This is a genomic window from Pseudomonas nitroreducens NBRC 12694 (assembly GCF_002091755.1).
GTDB lineage: Bacteria > Pseudomonadota > Gammaproteobacteria > Pseudomonadales > Pseudomonadaceae > Pseudomonas > Pseudomonas nitroreducens.
This window is the reverse complement of record NZ_BDAI01000009.1, coordinates 88,083-103,336: the sequence shown is the minus strand read 5'-3', so window position 1 is coordinate 103,336 and position 15,254 is coordinate 88,083. Positions and strand designations below refer to the sequence as shown.

Genomic DNA, 15,254 nt, shown 5'->3' with positions numbered 1-15,254 from the left:
GCACCTCGCTGGGACAGTGCAGATTTAGGCTGCGACCGCTGCGCTTCGGTTCCGGAAATCTTGGGGTGCGCCGAAATCAGGAAGTCGGCTCGATCCGCAGCCGGCGCCAGTCCGTGTCCAGATGGCCGAGGTAGACGCAGCCGTGCCCACGGGGAAAGAGAATGTGCTCGGGGCCGATCCCCGGCCCCTCAAGACGCAGCAGGCGCCCCCAGGGATGATGACTGACGCGCCCGCGCACGTCCTCGACCGCCCCGCCGCGCCACCAATGGATGGCGGCCTCGGCATCCTCCACACCTTCGGGCTGCATGATGCGCACAGGCTCATCACGCCAGCCGATCACCCGCTGCGGATCGAACCCCGCCTGCTGCGCAAGCGGCACCGGCACAATCCACAACGCGCCGTCGCGCTCTTCCAGCAACACGGCCAGCTCGCACCATTGCGGCTGCTCCAGCGCCCAGAGCAGGTCGCCATCGATCTCCAGCGAAGGCTCGGGCTGGGCCTGGATACGGAATCCCGGGCAGACCAGCACTGCATCCCGGAGCGCAATGCGAACTTCGCTCACGCCTGCGCCTGCCGCAGGAATGGCCCGACCTTGTGCTCGAGTATCCGCACCAGCTCCGGTTGCTGGTAGTCGTAGTCATCGGGGATATCCAGGCATACCAGGCGCTTGCCACGCATCGCCATGGGGAATCGGCGCAGCAGCGCCTGTCGCTGCCTGCGCTCCATGACGAACACCAGATCAGCCCACTCCAACTGCTCGACGCCCAGCAGAACCTCCGCGTCCTGCGCCAGCCCAGCGGAGTCGGTCTCGACCTCCGGCCAGTTGGCGAAGACAGCTTCGGCAGTGGGACTGCGCAAGCGGTTGCGGCTACAGATGAACAAAGCGCGGCGCACTTCATCCTCCCTACGGCTGGCGCGCAAACGACAGCGGCGATTCTAGGGAAGATGGAGGATCAGGGCGACTTCTGTTTCGCTTTCTGCCGCTCGAGGAAATCCACCTTCCACTGCTCGACGCCCAGGTGCTCGGAGTCCAGGCTCGCCTCGACGCCGTACTTGGCCTTGAGCGCTGCGACTTCCTTGGCATGGTCGACGAGGAAGCGGTCGAAGCGCTGGATGAGGTCGCCCTGCCTCACCGTGGACAGGTGGAACGCGCTGCGGGTATGCGGCAGCGAAGGATCGAACACCAGCGCACCGGGCTTGGCGCGGATGTTGTCCAGGTAGTAAGTGGCGACCACCACGTTGAAGTAGGCGCCGTCGGCCTGCCTCTTCAGCGCGGTATGAACCATCTGCCGAAGGTCGGCGCTGGGCGCCAGGCTGATCTGCCCGGCCTGGATCGGCACCTCGTAGCCCCGCGGCGTCCAGCCTTCCACCAGCGCCAGCCGCTTCAGCGCGCCGATGCCCTGCCCCAGGCGCTCCGGCGCAACCAGCACGCCATCGACGTACTGCGTCACCGGCTGGCTATAGCGCAGGTTCTTGCCGGCCTTCTGCTCCGGAGCCCAGTCGGGGTTGTCGGGATACTTGAGATCGACCTCTCCGGAAAGCAGCGCCGGCAGCAGCGCGTCCACCGGAAGCGGACGGTACTCGAGACTGATGCCGCTGCTGCTGGCGAACAGATCCAGCACATCGCGGGCGAAGCCCTGGTAATTGCCCTGGGCATCGGTGCTGTAGTGCGGAGCGAAGGGAAGGTTCTCGACGCCGACCACGTAGGTCTGCGCCACGACAGGTGCGGAAATGACGGGGGACAGGATGCTGGCGAGCGCCCAGCAGAAGGCCTTGAGCTTCAAACGACTCTCCTTGTGACGTGTTGTTGTTGTTCTATCGGGCAGGTCAGGCAACCCGCCGTGGCGGACTCAGCCGCCGGTCATGCTCATGAAGCGCAGCACCTGTACTTGCTGATCCGCTTCGAAGTGGTGACGTTCGGGCTTGAGTTGCAGCGCGCGCATCAGCGCCTCGCGCAGGCGCACGCTGTCGCCGGGGTGCTCGCGCAGCAGTTGGCGCAGGTCCAGCGCACCTTCGTGGCCGAGGCAGAGCACCAGCTTGCCTTCGGCGGTCACCCGCACCCGATTGCAGTCGCCACAGAAGTTGTGGCTGTGGGGGGAGATGAATCCAATGCGGCTGGCGTAGCCGTCGATGCGGTAGTAGCGCGAAGGCCCGCCGCTGCGCTCGGGCGTGGGCAGCAACTGCCAGCGTTCGGCGAGCTGCGCGCGGACTTCGTCGCTGCTGCAAAGCGTCTGCTTGCGTTCATGGCTGCTGACGCTGCCCAGAGGCATCTCTTCGATGAAGCTGACGTCGATGGCCTTGGCCAGAGCAAACTCCACCAGGTCGCAGACCTCGTCGTCGTTGCGGCCCTTCTGCACCACGGCATTGAGCTTGATGCGCTCGAAGCCGGCCTCGCGGGCGGCGTCGATACCGTCGAGCACCTGCTCCAGCCTGTCGGAACGGGTGAAGGCGGCGAAGCGCTCGCGGCGCAGGGAGTCGAGGCTGATGTTCAGGCGGCGCACACCCGCCGCCCGCAGCTCGGCGGCGCGCTCGCGCAGTTGCGAGCCATTGGTGGTGATGGAAAGGTCTTCCAGTTCCGGCCGCGCGCCCAGCCTGGCCAGCAGGCCGGTCAGCCCCTTGCGCACCAGCGGCTCGCCGCCGGTGATACGGATGCGCTTCACACCCAGGCCGATGAAGGCGTCGGCGACGGCTTCGAGCTCCTCCAGGCTCAATACCTGGTCGCGCGGCAGGAACTGCATGTCTTCGCTCATGCAGTAGGTGCAGCGGAAGTCGCAGCGGTCGGTGACCGACAGGCGCAGGTAGGTGATGCGTCGACCGAAGGGGTCGACCAACTGGGAATCGGACATTGGGGTTCCGGATGGCAGGTGCCGAACGAAAGTGCGCTAGAAATACCGCAGAACCTTGCCGCTGTACACAAAAAACCGACCCATGAGTCAGGAAAATGCGTACAAGCGCCTGAGTTGAGGGCTTCCGGAGCCCGGTGCTACCATGCCCGGCTTATATTTGGTGACCACGCAATACAAGAAAGAAGACCAGCCAATGACCAGCATTCGCGAGCGTAACCGGCGCCTGATCCTGCGCGCAGCCAGCGAGGAGTTCGCCGAGAAGGGGTTCGCGGCGACCAAGACCAGCGACATCGCCGCTCGCGCCGGGCTGCCCAAGCCCAACGTCTACTACTATTTCCAGTCCAAGGAAAACCTCTACCGCAGCGTGCTGGAAAGCGTGGTGGAACCCTTGCTGCAGGCGTCCGCGCCGTTCCGCGAGGACGACGAGCCGAGCGAAGCACTGCGCGCCTACATCCGCTCCAAGGTGAAGATTTCCCAGGAGTTGCCGCACGCCTCGAAGGTATTCGCCAGCGAGCTGATGCACGGAGCACCGCACCTGCCCAAGGAATACCTGGAGGAACTGAACGCCCAGGCCCAGCGCAATATCGCCTGCCTGCAGAGCTGGATCGACCGCGGCCTGCTGGCACCGGTGGACCCGCACCACCTGCTGTTCACCATCTGGGCGGCAACGCAGACCTATGCCGATTTCGACTGGCAGATCTCCATGGTCACCGGCAAGACCAGCCTGAGCGATGCGGATTTCGAGGCGGCCACCGAGACCATCACTCGCCTGGTGCTGCGTGGAACGGCGCCGGACAACGGCAGCGAGCCGAAGGCGCAGGGGCGTTTGCGGCCGCTCTCGATCTAAGCGTTTTCAACCGTTGCAGCATGGGTATCGCTTCGCTCCACCCATCCTACTGGCACCCCGGAAACGCGTAGGAGCGAGCTTGCTCGCGATCCCGCTTCACACCTGAAACGACCGGTGTTAATGGAGGTTCGCGAGCAAGCTCGCTCCTACAAGTTCGCCCAGGCGCACGACGAACGCGCGCCCTTCCCGTCTTCGATCAGCCCGCGTCCGCGACCAGGCCCAGCGCCTGAACGCCGCGGATAGCGCACTGCTCATCGATATCCGACACATCGCCGCTGATGCCGATGGCGCCGATCACTTCATTGGCCGAATTGCGGATCAGCACGCCCCCCGGCGCCGGCACCACGTTGCCCTGCGCCAGCGTATTCACTGCCGCAATGAACGAGGGGCGCTGCTGAGCGTCCGCCGCCAGCACGCGCGACGACTTGCCCAGCGCTACCGCCCCCCACGCCTTGCCGATGGCGATCTGCGGGCGAAGCATGCTCGCGCCATCCTCGCGCTGCAGGCTCAACAGATGCCCGCCAGCGTCCAGCACAGCGATGGTCAGCGGCGCAGTGGACAGCTCGCGGCTGGCGACCAGGGCGTGACGGGTGATGTCCAGTGCGGTTTCCAGGCTCAGGGTGGTCATGAGGTTTTCCTCTTCAAGGGTGATAAGCCGGATCACGCTGTGCGCACCGATAAATGCTGCACACACGCGTATCAGAAATCTGTACGCAATCTAGTAGCCGAAGGTCTCACCCAAAGCAACTGAAAAGGACAATATGCATCTATTTTTGTATACATTTTTTCAAACGATAGTTTGACCATGCGTTCAGGTTTTCTCGGAAACCAGCGCAGCAGAAGGCCTTCAGTGAAAAATGACCGTTTAGTCCATCGTATACAACCCGTCTTGACCTTCGTCGAATTGCCTGCCTAGAATCGCCTCAACTTTTGTACACAATCAGTATAAGAACCGAGGAACAAAATATGGCCAGAATGAGAGCAATCGAGGCTGCCGTACTCGTCATGCGTCGCGAAGGTGTCGATACCGCCTTCGGCGTACCGGGCGCCGCCATCAACCCCATGTACGCGGCCATGAAGAAACTCGGTGGCATCGATCACGTCCTGGCCCGCCACGTGGAAGGCGCCTCGCACATGGCCGAGGGCTACACCCGCACCAACGCCGGCAACATCGGCGTGTGCATCGGCACCTCCGGCCCGGCCGGCACCGACATGGTCACCGGCCTGTACTCGGCTTCCGCCGACTCCATCCCGATTCTCTGCATCACCGGCCAGGCTCCCCGTGCGCGCATGCACAAGGAAGACTTCCAGGCCGTGGACATCACCAGCATCGTCAAGCCGGTCACCAAGTGGGCGACCACCGTGCTGGAGCCGGGCCAGGTGCCCTACGCCTTCCAGAAGGCCTTCTTCGAAATGCGCAGCGGCCGTCCCGGCCCAGTGCTGATCGACCTGCCGTTCGACGTGCAGATGGCCGAGATCGAGTTCGACATCGACGCCTACGAGCCGCTGGCGGTCAACAAGCCCAAGGCCACCCGCGCCCAGGCCGAAAAAGCCCTGGCCCTGCTCAATGATGCCGAGCGTCCGCTGATTTGCGCCGGCGGCGGCATCATCAACGCCGACGCATCCGACAAGCTGGTGGAATTCGCCGAGCTGACCGGCGTGCCGGTAGTCCCGACCCTGATGGGCTGGGGCACCATCCCCGACGATCACCCGCTGATGGCCGGCATGTGCGGTCTGCAGACCTCGCACCGCTACGGCAACGCCACCGTCCTGGAGTCGGACATGGTGTTCGGCATCGGCAACCGCTGGGCCAACCGTCACACCGGTTCGGTCGACGTCTACACCGCTGGCCGCAAGTTCGTCCACGTGGACATCGAACCGACCCAGATCGGCCGCGTATTCACCCCGGACCTGGGCATCGTCTCCGACGCCGGCTCCGCCCTGGACGTGTTCCTGGAAGTGGCCCGCGAATGGAAAGCCGCCGGCAAGCTCAAGGACCGCAGTGCCTGGGTCGAATCCTGCCGCGAGCGCAAGCGCACCATGCAGCGCAAGACCCACTTCGACAACGTGCCGGTCAAGCCGCAGCGCGTCTACGAAGAGATGAACGAGTTCTTCGGCAAGGACACCTGCTACGTCAGCACCATCGGTCTGTCACAGATCGCCGGCGCGCAGTTCCTGCACGTGTACAAGCCGCGCCACTGGATCAACTGCGGCCAGGCCGGCCCGCTGGGCTGGACCATTCCGGCAGCGCTGGGCGTGGTCAAGGCCGACCCGAGCCGCCAGGTCGTCGCACTGTCGGGCGACTATGACTTCCAGTTCATGATCGAAGAGCTGGCCGCCGGCGCGCAGTTCAACCTGCCGTACATCCACGTGCTGGTGAACAACTCCTACCTGGGCCTGATCCGCCAGGCGCAGCGCGGTTTCGAGATCGACTACTGCGTGCAGCTGGCGTTCGAGAACGTCAACGCGCCGGAGCTCAACGGTTATGGCGTCGACCACGTCGCCGTGGTGGAAGGTCTGGGTTGCAAGGCGATCCGCGTATCCGACCCGAACCAGATCGGCGCGGCCTTCGCCCAGGCCCGCGAGCTGATGCAGCAGCACCGTGTACCGGTGGTGGTCGAGGTCATCCTGGAGCGTGTCACCAACATCTCCATGGGCACCGAGATCAACGCGGTCAACGAGTTCGAAGAGCTGGCCCTGAAGGGCGTCGACGCGCCGACGGCCATCTCGCTGCTCGACTGATTAGTCGGAGCGAACGACTACTCCCTGCGGGGAGGAGCTGGGGGTGGACATTTCCTGGCGGGGAGTCCCCCCCCCAGCTCTCTCTAAAGAAGAAGCCGAGCACCACGCACCACCCGTTCAACAGGAGTGACCCCATGCCCCGTTTCTGCGCCAACCTGTCCATGCTGTTCACCGAGGTGGACTTCCTCGACCGCTTCGACGCCGCCGCACGCGCCGGTTTCAGCGGTGTCGAGTACCTCTTCCCGTATGACGTCGAGGCCGAGGTGATCAAGGCCCGCCTGGACGCCAACCAGCTCGAGCAAGTGCTGTTCAACCTTCCGGCGGGCGATTGGTCGAAAGGCGAACGCGGCATCGCCTGCCACCCGGACCGCGTCGAGGAATTCCGCGCCGGCGTCGACAAGGCCATCGCCTACGCCAAGGTCCTGGGCAACACCCAGGTCAACTGCCTGGCCGGCATCCGTCCGCAGGGTCATGACTGCGCGACCATCGAAAACACCTTCCTGAACAACCTGGAGTATGCGGCGGGCAGGCTCGAAGCCGCGGGCATCAAGCTGGTCATGGAAATGATCAACACGATCGACATTCCCGGCTTCTACCTGCAGACCACGAAGCAGGCCCAGGACATCCGCGAGAAGGTCGGCAGCGCCAACCTGTTCCTGCAGTACGACATCTACCACATGCAGATCATGGAAGGTGACCTGGCGCGGACGCTGGAGAAGAACCTCGCCTCGATCAACCACGTGCAGCTGGCCGACAACCCCGGCCGCCACGAGCCGGGCACCGGCGAGATCAACTACCGCTTCCTGTTCGATCACCTGGACCGCATCGGCTACCGCGGCTGGGTCGGCTGTGAATACAAGCCCAAGACCACCACCGAAGCCGGTCTCGGCTGGCTGAAGAGCCACAACGTCATCTGATTCGCCGGCTGGCGCGGTGGGTACGCACCGCGCCAGCCAGCCCAACAAGAACAACCAGGAGATTTCCTCATGGCCAAAATCGGATTCATCGGCACCGGCATCATGGGCCTGCCCATGGCGCAGAACCTGCAGAAAGCCGGTCACCAGCTCTTCGTTTCCACCCACCACGATGCAGCGCCTGCCGCCCTGGTCGAAGCCGGCGCCATCGGCCTGGCCAACCCCAAGGAAGTGGCCCAGGAAGCCGAGTTCATCATCGTGATGGTCCCGGACACCCCGCAGGTCGAAGACGTGCTGTTCCGCAAGGACGGCATCGCCGAGGGCGTGGGCCCGAACAAGGTGGTGATCGACATGAGCTCGATCTCCCCCACCGCCACCAAGACCTTCGCCGAGAAGATCAAGGCCACTGGCGCGCAGTACCTGGACGCCCCGGTTTCCGGTGGTGAAGTCGGCGCCAAGGCCGCGTCCCTGAGCATCATGGTCGGCGGCTGCCCGAATACCTTCGAACGCGCCCTGCCGCTGTTCCAGGCCATGGGCAAGAACATCACCCGCGTCGGCGGCAATGGCGATGGCCAGACCGCCAAGGTGGCCAACCAGATCATCGTCGCCCTGAACATCCAGGCCGTTGCCGAAGCCCTGCTGTTCGCCGCCAAGAATGGCGCGGACCCGGCCAAGGTGCGTGAAGCGCTGATGGGCGGCTTCGCCTCCTCGCGCATCCTCGAAGTGCACGGCGACCGCATGGTCAAGGGCACCTTCGATCCGGGCTTCCGCATCAGCCTGCACCAGAAGGACCTCAACCTGGCCCTGGCCGGCGCGCGCGAACTGGGCCTGAACCTGCCCAACACCGCCAACGCCCAGCAAGTGTTCAGCACCTGCGCGGCCATCGGCGGCAGCAACTGGGACCACTCCGGCCTGATCAAGGGCCTGGAGCACATGGCCAACTTCTCCATCCGCAAGGATTGAGAGGCGGCGGATAACGCCACGGCGTTATCCGCCAGCAAGAGCAAGGTGACGGGCGAGGTTATGGGAGTGGCGTCGCCCGCCATGCTGCAAAGCGACTCGAACACCCGGCCGTTGGGAATCACGGCCTTGCCGGCCGGGGCGTTCGAATCCATCGCTGAGTCTCCTTTGCCAAGGAGATTGAGCCATGGATACACCACAACAAGAATCACGGGAGCCTGTCATGAGCCTGGACCCACGCGCCTTCCTGCGCGAGCTGTTCGACACCGCCATTGCCGCCGCGCATCCGGCCCAGGTACTGGCGCAGCACCTGCCCACCGATAAAGGTGGCCGCACCATCGTCATCGGCGCCGGCAAGGCCGCCGGGGCCATGGCCGAAGTCGCCGAGCAACACTGGAACGGCCAGGTCGAAGGCCTGGTCGTCGCGCCCTACGGCTACGGCGCGCAGTGCCGCAGCATCGAAGTGGTGGAGGCCTCGCACCCAGTCCCGGACGACGCCGGCGAACGCGTTGCCCGTCGCGTACTGGAACTGATCAGCGGCCTGACCGAAAGCGACCGGGTAATATTCCTGCTCTCCGGCGGCGGCTCTGCCCTGCTTGCCCTGCCGGCCGAAGGCATCAGCCTCGACGACAAGCGCAGCGTGAACAAGGCACTGCTGAAATCCGGCGCGGCCATCAGCGAAATGAACTGCGTGCGCAAGCACCTCTCGGCCATCAAGGGCGGCCGTCTGGCCCGCGCCTGCTGGCCGGCCAGCGTGTACACCTACGCGATTTCCGACGTGCCCGGCGACGAGGCCACGGTGATCGCCTCCGGCCCCACCGTAGGCGACCCGACCACCTCCGCCGACGCCCTGGCTATCCTCAAGCGCTATGCCATCGACATCCCGGCGAACGTGCGCGCGTGGCTGGAAGACCCGCGTTCGGAAACGGTAAAGCCCGGTGACGAATGCCTGTCGCGCAGCCACTTCAAGCTGATCGCCACGCCCCAGCATGCCATCGACGCGGTGGCTGCCAAGGCCGAAGCCGCTGGCATCCCCACGCTGATCCTGGGCGACCTGGAAGGTGAGTCCCGCGAAGTGGCCAAGGTCCACGCCGGCATCGCCCGGCAGGTTCGCAAGTACGGCCAGCCGCTGAAGGCGCCGTGCCTGATCCTCTCCGGTGGCGAGACCACCGTGACCGTGCGCGGCAATGGCCGCGGCGGACGCAACGCCGAGTTTCTCCTCAGCCTCACCGCCGACCTGAAAGGTGAACCGAACATCTGGGCCCTGGCGGGGGACACCGACGGCATCGACGGCATGGAAAGCAACGCCGGTGCCCTGATGAGCCCGTGCAGCTACAGCCGTGCCGCCAAGGCCGGCCTGAACCCGCTGCACGAGCTCGACAACAACAACGGCTACGGCTTCTTCGCCGAACTGGGCGACCTGGTGATCACCAGACCGACCCGCACCAACGTCAACGACTTCCGCGCCATCCTGGTCCTCGAGAATGCAGGCTCGAATCAGGTGATTTCGTCGGCCGCGACGGAGGCCAGCTTGTCGCAGGGCGAGGCGCGAGGAGAGAGATTGGGTGATTCCAAATGACCGACGAGCAACGCTGCACTGCGACAAGCTGGCCCCGTCCCTTCGGGTTGCGTGTCAGCGTTCGCCATGCGTCGTTGCGGAATTTGCCAAGGGAACACCATTAGCTGCATTCCGCGTCTAGCCTGGCGAACGCTGACCCAGCAACGCGGCCACGAAATCACCTGATTCGAGCCTGATTATGACTCCTGACAAGAAAGTAAAAATCCTCGCGACCCTGGGCCCGGCGATCAAAAGCCGCGACGACATCCGCGCATTGGTGGAAGCCGGCGCCAACCTGTTCCGCCTGAACTTCAGCCACGGCGAGTACAGCGACCACGCCCAGCGTTTCGCCTGGGTGCGCGAAGTGGAAGCCGAACTGAACTACCCCATCGGCATCCTCATGGACCTGCAAGGGCCGAAGCTGCGCGTGGGCCGTTTCGCCGAGGGCGCCGTCCAGCTGGAGAAGGGCCAGACCTTCACCCTCGACCTCAACGACGCACCGGGAGACCAGCAGCGCGTCACCCTGCCCCACCCGGAAATCATCCAGGCGCTGGAACCGGGCATGAGCCTGCTGCTCGACGACGGCAAGATTCGCCTGCAGGTGCTCAACGCCCACAGCGATGCCATCGAGACGCGCGTGATGAACAGCGGCGAGCTGTCCGACCGCAAGGGCGTCAACGTCCCCGAGGCTGTGCTCAAGCTCAGCCCGCTGACCGCCAAGGACCGCCGAGATCTTACGTTCGGCCTGGAGCTGGGCGTGGACTGGGTGGCGCTGTCCTTTGTGCAACGCCCCGAAGACATCGAGGAAGCCCGCGCGCTGATCGGCGACAAGGCGTTCCTCATGGCCAAGATCGAGAAGCCTTCGGCGGTGCAGTCCATCGAAGCCATCGCCCGCCTGTCCGACGCGATCATGGTCGCCCGTGGCGACCTCGGCGTGGAGATGCCGGCCGAGAGCGTGCCGGGCATCCAGAAGCGCATCATCCAGGTCTGCCGCCAGCTCGGCCGCCCGGTAGTGGTGGCGACGCAGATGCTCGAATCCATGCGCTTCTCCCCGGCGCCGACCCGTGCCGAGGTGACCGACGTTGCCAATGCCGTCAGCGAAGGCGCCGACTGCGTGATGCTCAGCGCCGAAAGCGCCTCGGGCCAGTATCCGCGCGAGGCCGTGGAGATGATGGCGAAGATCATCCGCCAGGTCGAAGCCGAGCCGGACTACCAGGCGACGCTGGAGATCAACCGCCCGGAACCGGACGCCACCGTCTCCGACGCCATCAGCTGCGCGATCCGCCGGATCAGCCGCATCCTGCCGGTGGCGGTGCTGGTGAACTACACCGAGTCCGGCGCCTCGACCCTGCGCGCCTCCCGCGAGCGGCCCAAGGCACCGATCCTCAGCCTCACCCCGCAACTGAAATCCGCCCGCCGCCTGACCGTGGCCTGGGGTGTCCATTCGGTGGTCAACGCGCAGCTCGCCCATGTCGACGAGATCTGCTCCACCGCCCTGGACATCGCCCTGGCCCAACGCATGGCACGCCGTGGCGACACCGTGGTGATCACCGCCGGCGTGCCCTTCGGCCAGCCGGGCAGCACCAACATGCTGCGGATCGAGACGGTGGCGCCGGCACTGGAAGTTTGATGCAAGCCTGAGAGCCCCTCTCCCCAACCCTCTCCCTGAAGGGAGAGGGGGCAGTTCGGCGCCGCCGGTGACTCCGGTGTTCCGCCTTCTGCCGCTCAAGCCCCCTCTCCCGCTTGCGGGAGAGGGCTGGGGAGAGGGCAACCGAGTTCAGGAGCCACGCCAACGCGCGTGCCTCCGCACCGAGTCACTCCCGGACGGACGGGGCCGGGAATACGGGGCCGCGTCCCCGTCCGTCCGGGTTTGACCTTGCTACTGAGTGCTTCAGCAGCAGAAACATGAGCACCGAATGCTTGTCGGTCCATGGCCCCCACGCAGCAACTCCCAATGCTGGCCATGGAACTTTGAGGCTGTTGGCGGCGATCCCGCCGGCAGCCTCTTTTCTTTTTCCAACCCCGTGGCGCGGCCCCGTATGGCGGCGTCACAGAATGCTCACGCACTGCTCGTCGATGGGGCCTCGATGCTCCACACCTAGCGAAGCGCTGCGGAGCCTCATTTAACCTGCCCTGTACCCACATGCACCTGAATCCTCTCTCCAGGAAACATCCGCTGCGTACCCGGCTGATCGGCTTCGGCCAGATCTACCTGCAGGCTGACGCACGCTTCGGCCTGATCCTGCTGCTGACCATCGCCTGGTCCGCACCGCAGCTGCTGCCCGGCGCCGTGCTGGGCGCCCTGCTCGGCCCGCTCACCGCGCGCTTCGTGCGCGAGCCGCAGGCGGACATCGACGCCGGCCTGCACGACTACAACCCGATCCTCATCGGCCTGCTGCTGCCCTTCGTATTCCAGTGGTCGCTGGGGCTGGTGATGCTGACCATCGCCGCCATCCTCACCTCGGTGGCGGTGCAGGCCGTGCTATTGCGGCAGTCACGCCAGCGCTTCGGCCTGCCGGCCTATACCTCGGCCTTCGTGCTGCTGGGCTGGGTGTCGGTGACGCTGGGCAAGGCCCTTGGCTTCGCGCCGGCGGCCGCGACCGCCTGCCTGTCCTGCGGCACGGTGAACCCGTTGCTGGATTCGACGACGCTGGGCTTCGGCGAGGTGATCTTCCTCGGCGAACCGCTCGCCGGCCTGACCATCGCCCTCGGCCTGCTGCTGGCGGATCGTCGCGCCGCGTTCTGGGCGCTGCTCGGCGCCGCAGGCGCCTTGGCCATCGCGCCGCTGTTCGGCCTGCCGGCCGCCTCCGCTCAGGCCGGACTGCTCGGGCTGAACGGCGCGCTGGCCGGGATCGCCCTGTCGCTGCGCTTCCGCAGCCCCCTGGCGCCACTGTGCGGCATCCTCCTGGCGGTGCTGCTGCAACCCTGCTTCGCGCTGGTCGGCCTGCCCGCCTTCACCGCGCCCTTCATCCTCGCCTGCTGGCTGGTGATTCTCGGCCAGCGCGTGCTGGATGCGCTGCTGAGCCAGGGCACGGAACACACCGGGCCGCGTGTATAGTCGGAGCTTTCCACTGGCGACGGACCGCGACCATGCACTTCGTGAAATACCAGGCACTGGGCAATGACTATCTGGTGTACGCCGGCAAAGCGCCCTTTACCCTGACGCCGGCGCAGATCGGCCGGGTCTGCGACCGCCACTTCGGCATCGGCTCCGACGGCATCCTGCTGGCGAATCACAGCGACAGCGCCTTCGGCCTGCGCATCCTCAATCCGGACGGCTCGGAAGCGGAGAAGAGCGGCAACGGCCTGCGCATTTTCTCCCGCTACCTGTGGGATTGCGGATTGGTCGCAGACCAGCCGTTCGACGTCGTCACCGCCGGCGGTACGGTCACCAGCCAGGTATTCGACGAGGGTCGCACCGTCGAGGTATCCATGGGCCGCGCCGAGTTCGCCTGCGCAAGGATTCCGGTGCGGGTCGATGCCCCCGAGGCGCTGGGCTATCCACTGGAAATCGACGGCGTCGCGCTGGAGATCAACGCCGTTTCCATGGGTAATCCGCACTGCGTGGTCTTCGTCGAACAGACCAGCCCCGAACTGGCACGCCGCCTCGGTCCGCTGCTGGAAAATCATCCGCTGTTCCCCCGGCGCAGCAACGTGCAGTTCGTCCAGTGGCTCGCCCGCGACGCGCTGCGCGTCGAAATCTGGGAGCGCGGCGCCGGCTACACGCTGTCCTCCGGCACCAGCAGTTGCGCGGCGGCCGCAGTGGCACGCCGGCTGGGGCTGTGCGATGAGCACATCGACCTGCACCTGGCTGGCGGCCGCCTGGAAATCCGTGTCGCTGATGACTTTCAGGTCACCATGCGTGGCGCCGTGCAACGGGTCGCCGCCGTCGACCTGGACCCGGAAACCTTCGCCGACCTGCGCTGAATTCCCCTTATTGCCAAGGCGACCGGCATGGATCAATGCCGGCGCGCGCGCAGCCGTCCAGACTGCGACCTGACACCTGAAGAAGCACAACCTGACCGATCAATCGACGGGTAGCCGCGCATTTGCCGACTTCAGACGGCATAATCCGCGCCCTTGCGCATCCGGCCACGGGTGCGTCCCCTCATTCACGCAGCGAACGATGTCATGACGCTTCCCACTCCCACCCTCCTGCAGCGGCTCAAGGGCACCAGCCTGGTCCTGCGGATCTTCATCGGCATGCTCTGCGGCATCGCCCTCGCCCTGCTCTGGCCGCAAGGCGCACAGGCGGTCGGCCTGCTCGGCAAGCTGTTCATCTCCGCGCTGAAGGCCGTGGCGCCGATCCTGGTGCTGGTACTGGTGATGGCCTCCATCGCCAACCACAAGCAGGGCCAGCGCACCCACATCCGGCCGATCCTGGTGCTCTACCTGATCGGCACCTTCTCCGCCGCGGTGGTCGCGGTGATCGCCAGCTTCGCCTTCCCGTCGAACCTGGTACTGCATGCGCCCAGCAGCGAACTGGCACCGCCCGGCGGTATTGGCGAAGTGCTGCGCTCGCTGCTGTTCAGCGTCACCACCAACCCGGTGAAGGCGCTGCTGGAGGCGGACTTCATCGCCATCCTGGCCTGGGCCATCGGCCTGGGGATCGCCCTGCGCCACGCCCGCCAGACCACCCGCGACCTGCTGGATGACATGGCCAACGGCGTCACCCTGATCGTTCGCGTCGTCATCGCCTTCGCCCCGCTGGGCATCTTCGGCCTGGTGGCCGGCACCATCGCCGAATCCGGCTTCGACGCCTTGCTCGGCTACCTGCACCTGCTGGCCGTGCTGCTGGGCTGCATGCTGTTCGTGGCGCTGGTGGTCAATCCGCTGATCGTCTTCGCCAAGATCCGTCGCAACCCTTACCCGCTGGTGCTGATGTGCCTGCGCGAGAGCGGCATCACCGCCTTCTTCACGCGCAGCTCGGCGGCCAACATCCCGGTCAACCTGCAACTGTGCGAGCGCCTGGGCCTGCACGAGGACACCTACTCGGTGTCGATCCCGCTGGGCGCGACCATCAACATGGCCGGCGCCGCCATCACCATCAGCGTGCTGACCCTGGCGGCTGTGCATACCCTCGGCATCGCCGTGGACCTGCCCACCGCCATCCTGCTCAGCGTGGTCGCCTCGGTCTGCGCCTGCGGCGCTTCCGGCGTGGCCGGCGGCTCGCTGCTGCTGATCCCGCTGGCCTGCGGCCTGTTCGGCATCTCCAGCGAGGTGGCGATGCAGGTGGTGGCGGTCGGCTTCATCATCGGCATCCTCCAGGACTCGGCCGAAACCGCGCTGAACTCCTCCACCGACGTGCTGTTCACCGCCGCGGCCTGCATGGCCGAAGGCGACGTGGACGAGCAGCAGGCGACCGAGCGCGCCTGATCCTTCCGGCG

The 15,254-nt window shown here is 65.7% G+C and carries 14 protein-coding genes; 9 read left to right on the top strand and 5 right to left on the bottom strand.

Features of this window, described 5'->3' with window-relative positions; genetic code table 11:
• Window positions 1-76 precede the first annotated feature (76 nt).
• From PNI01S_RS20935 to moaA, 4 genes are all read right to left on the bottom strand, one after another.
• Complete coding sequence (locus PNI01S_RS20935; RefSeq protein ID WP_037017080.1) at window positions 77-562, bottom strand: hypothetical protein; 486 nt, start codon at window positions 560-562, stop codon at window positions 77-79.
• Window positions 559-894, bottom strand: coding sequence for a low molecular weight protein tyrosine phosphatase family protein (locus tag PNI01S_RS20930; protein ID WP_065084981.1), 336 nt, complete (start codon window positions 892-894; stop codon window positions 559-561). The genes PNI01S_RS20935 and PNI01S_RS20930 overlap by 4 nt, the downstream gene beginning before the upstream one ends.
• Before the next feature lie 59 nt (window positions 895-953).
• A complete protein-coding gene (locus tag PNI01S_RS20925) occupies window positions 954-1,784 on the bottom strand; it encodes a substrate-binding periplasmic protein (RefSeq protein WP_065084982.1) in 831 nt (276 codons plus the stop codon).
• A gap of 66 nt (window positions 1,785-1,850) precedes the next feature.
• Window positions 1,851-2,846, bottom strand: a complete 996-nt coding sequence (moaA, locus tag PNI01S_RS20920; RefSeq protein ID WP_065084983.1) for a GTP 3',8-cyclase MoaA — start codon at window positions 2,844-2,846, stop codon at window positions 1,851-1,853.
• A gap of 193 nt (window positions 2,847-3,039) precedes the next feature.
• Here moaA and PNI01S_RS20915 point away from each other — a divergent pair, with 193 nt between their 5' ends.
• Window positions 3,040-3,693 (top strand): TetR/AcrR family transcriptional regulator, encoded by a 654-nt coding sequence (locus tag PNI01S_RS20915; protein ID WP_037017082.1) that lies wholly within the window; start codon window positions 3,040-3,042, stop codon window positions 3,691-3,693.
• Between the two features lie 196 nt (window positions 3,694-3,889).
• On the opposite strand, the gene PNI01S_RS20910 is transcribed toward PNI01S_RS20915, so the two are convergent.
• Window positions 3,890-4,321, bottom strand: a complete 432-nt coding sequence (locus tag PNI01S_RS20910) for a GlcG/HbpS family heme-binding protein (protein ID WP_024763153.1) — start codon at window positions 4,319-4,321, stop codon at window positions 3,890-3,892.
• Between the two features lie 338 nt (window positions 4,322-4,659).
• Between PNI01S_RS20910 and gcl the strand changes: the two genes are divergently transcribed.
• The 8 genes from gcl (at window position 4,660) to sstT (ending at window position 15,243) form a co-directional block, all read left to right on the top strand.
• Entirely contained in the window at window positions 4,660-6,435 is a 1,776-nt protein-coding gene (gene gcl, locus PNI01S_RS20905; protein ID WP_054911137.1) for a glyoxylate carboligase, read from the top strand.
• 134 nt (window positions 6,436-6,569) lie between these two features.
• Window positions 6,570-7,352: a hydroxypyruvate isomerase gene (hyi, locus tag PNI01S_RS20900; protein ID WP_084358941.1), complete on the top strand. Its 783-nt coding sequence runs from the start codon at window positions 6,570-6,572 to the stop codon at window positions 7,350-7,352.
• A 69-nt stretch (window positions 7,353-7,421) separates the two neighbouring features.
• Window positions 7,422-8,312: a 2-hydroxy-3-oxopropionate reductase gene (locus tag PNI01S_RS20895; protein ID WP_084358940.1), complete on the top strand. Its 891-nt coding sequence runs from the start codon at window positions 7,422-7,424 to the stop codon at window positions 8,310-8,312.
• Window positions 8,313-8,532: 220 nt separating this feature from the next.
• On the top strand, window positions 8,533-9,888 hold the full coding sequence (locus PNI01S_RS20890) for a glycerate kinase type-2 family protein (RefSeq protein ID WP_420902323.1): 1,356 nt from the start codon (window positions 8,533-8,535) through the stop codon (window positions 9,886-9,888).
• Between the two features lie 178 nt (window positions 9,889-10,066).
• Window positions 10,067-11,497 carry a pyruvate kinase gene (pyk, locus tag PNI01S_RS20885; protein ID WP_024763148.1) on the top strand — a complete coding sequence of 477 codons (1,431 nt, stop codon included), beginning with the start codon at window positions 10,067-10,069 and terminating at the stop codon, window positions 11,495-11,497.
• A 513-nt stretch (window positions 11,498-12,010) separates the two neighbouring features.
• Window positions 12,011-12,925, top strand: a complete 915-nt coding sequence (locus PNI01S_RS20880) for an urea transporter (RefSeq protein ID WP_084358939.1) — start codon at window positions 12,011-12,013, stop codon at window positions 12,923-12,925.
• Between the two features lie 32 nt (window positions 12,926-12,957).
• On the top strand, window positions 12,958-13,794 hold the full coding sequence (gene dapF / locus PNI01S_RS20875; protein WP_024763146.1) for a diaminopimelate epimerase: 837 nt from the start codon (window positions 12,958-12,960) through the stop codon (window positions 13,792-13,794).
• Window positions 13,795-13,998: 204 nt separating this feature from the next.
• Window positions 13,999-15,243, top strand: coding sequence for a serine/threonine transporter SstT (gene sstT, locus PNI01S_RS20870; RefSeq protein WP_037013914.1), 1,245 nt, complete (start codon window positions 13,999-14,001; stop codon window positions 15,241-15,243).
• Window positions 15,244-15,254: the final 11 nt, after the last annotated feature.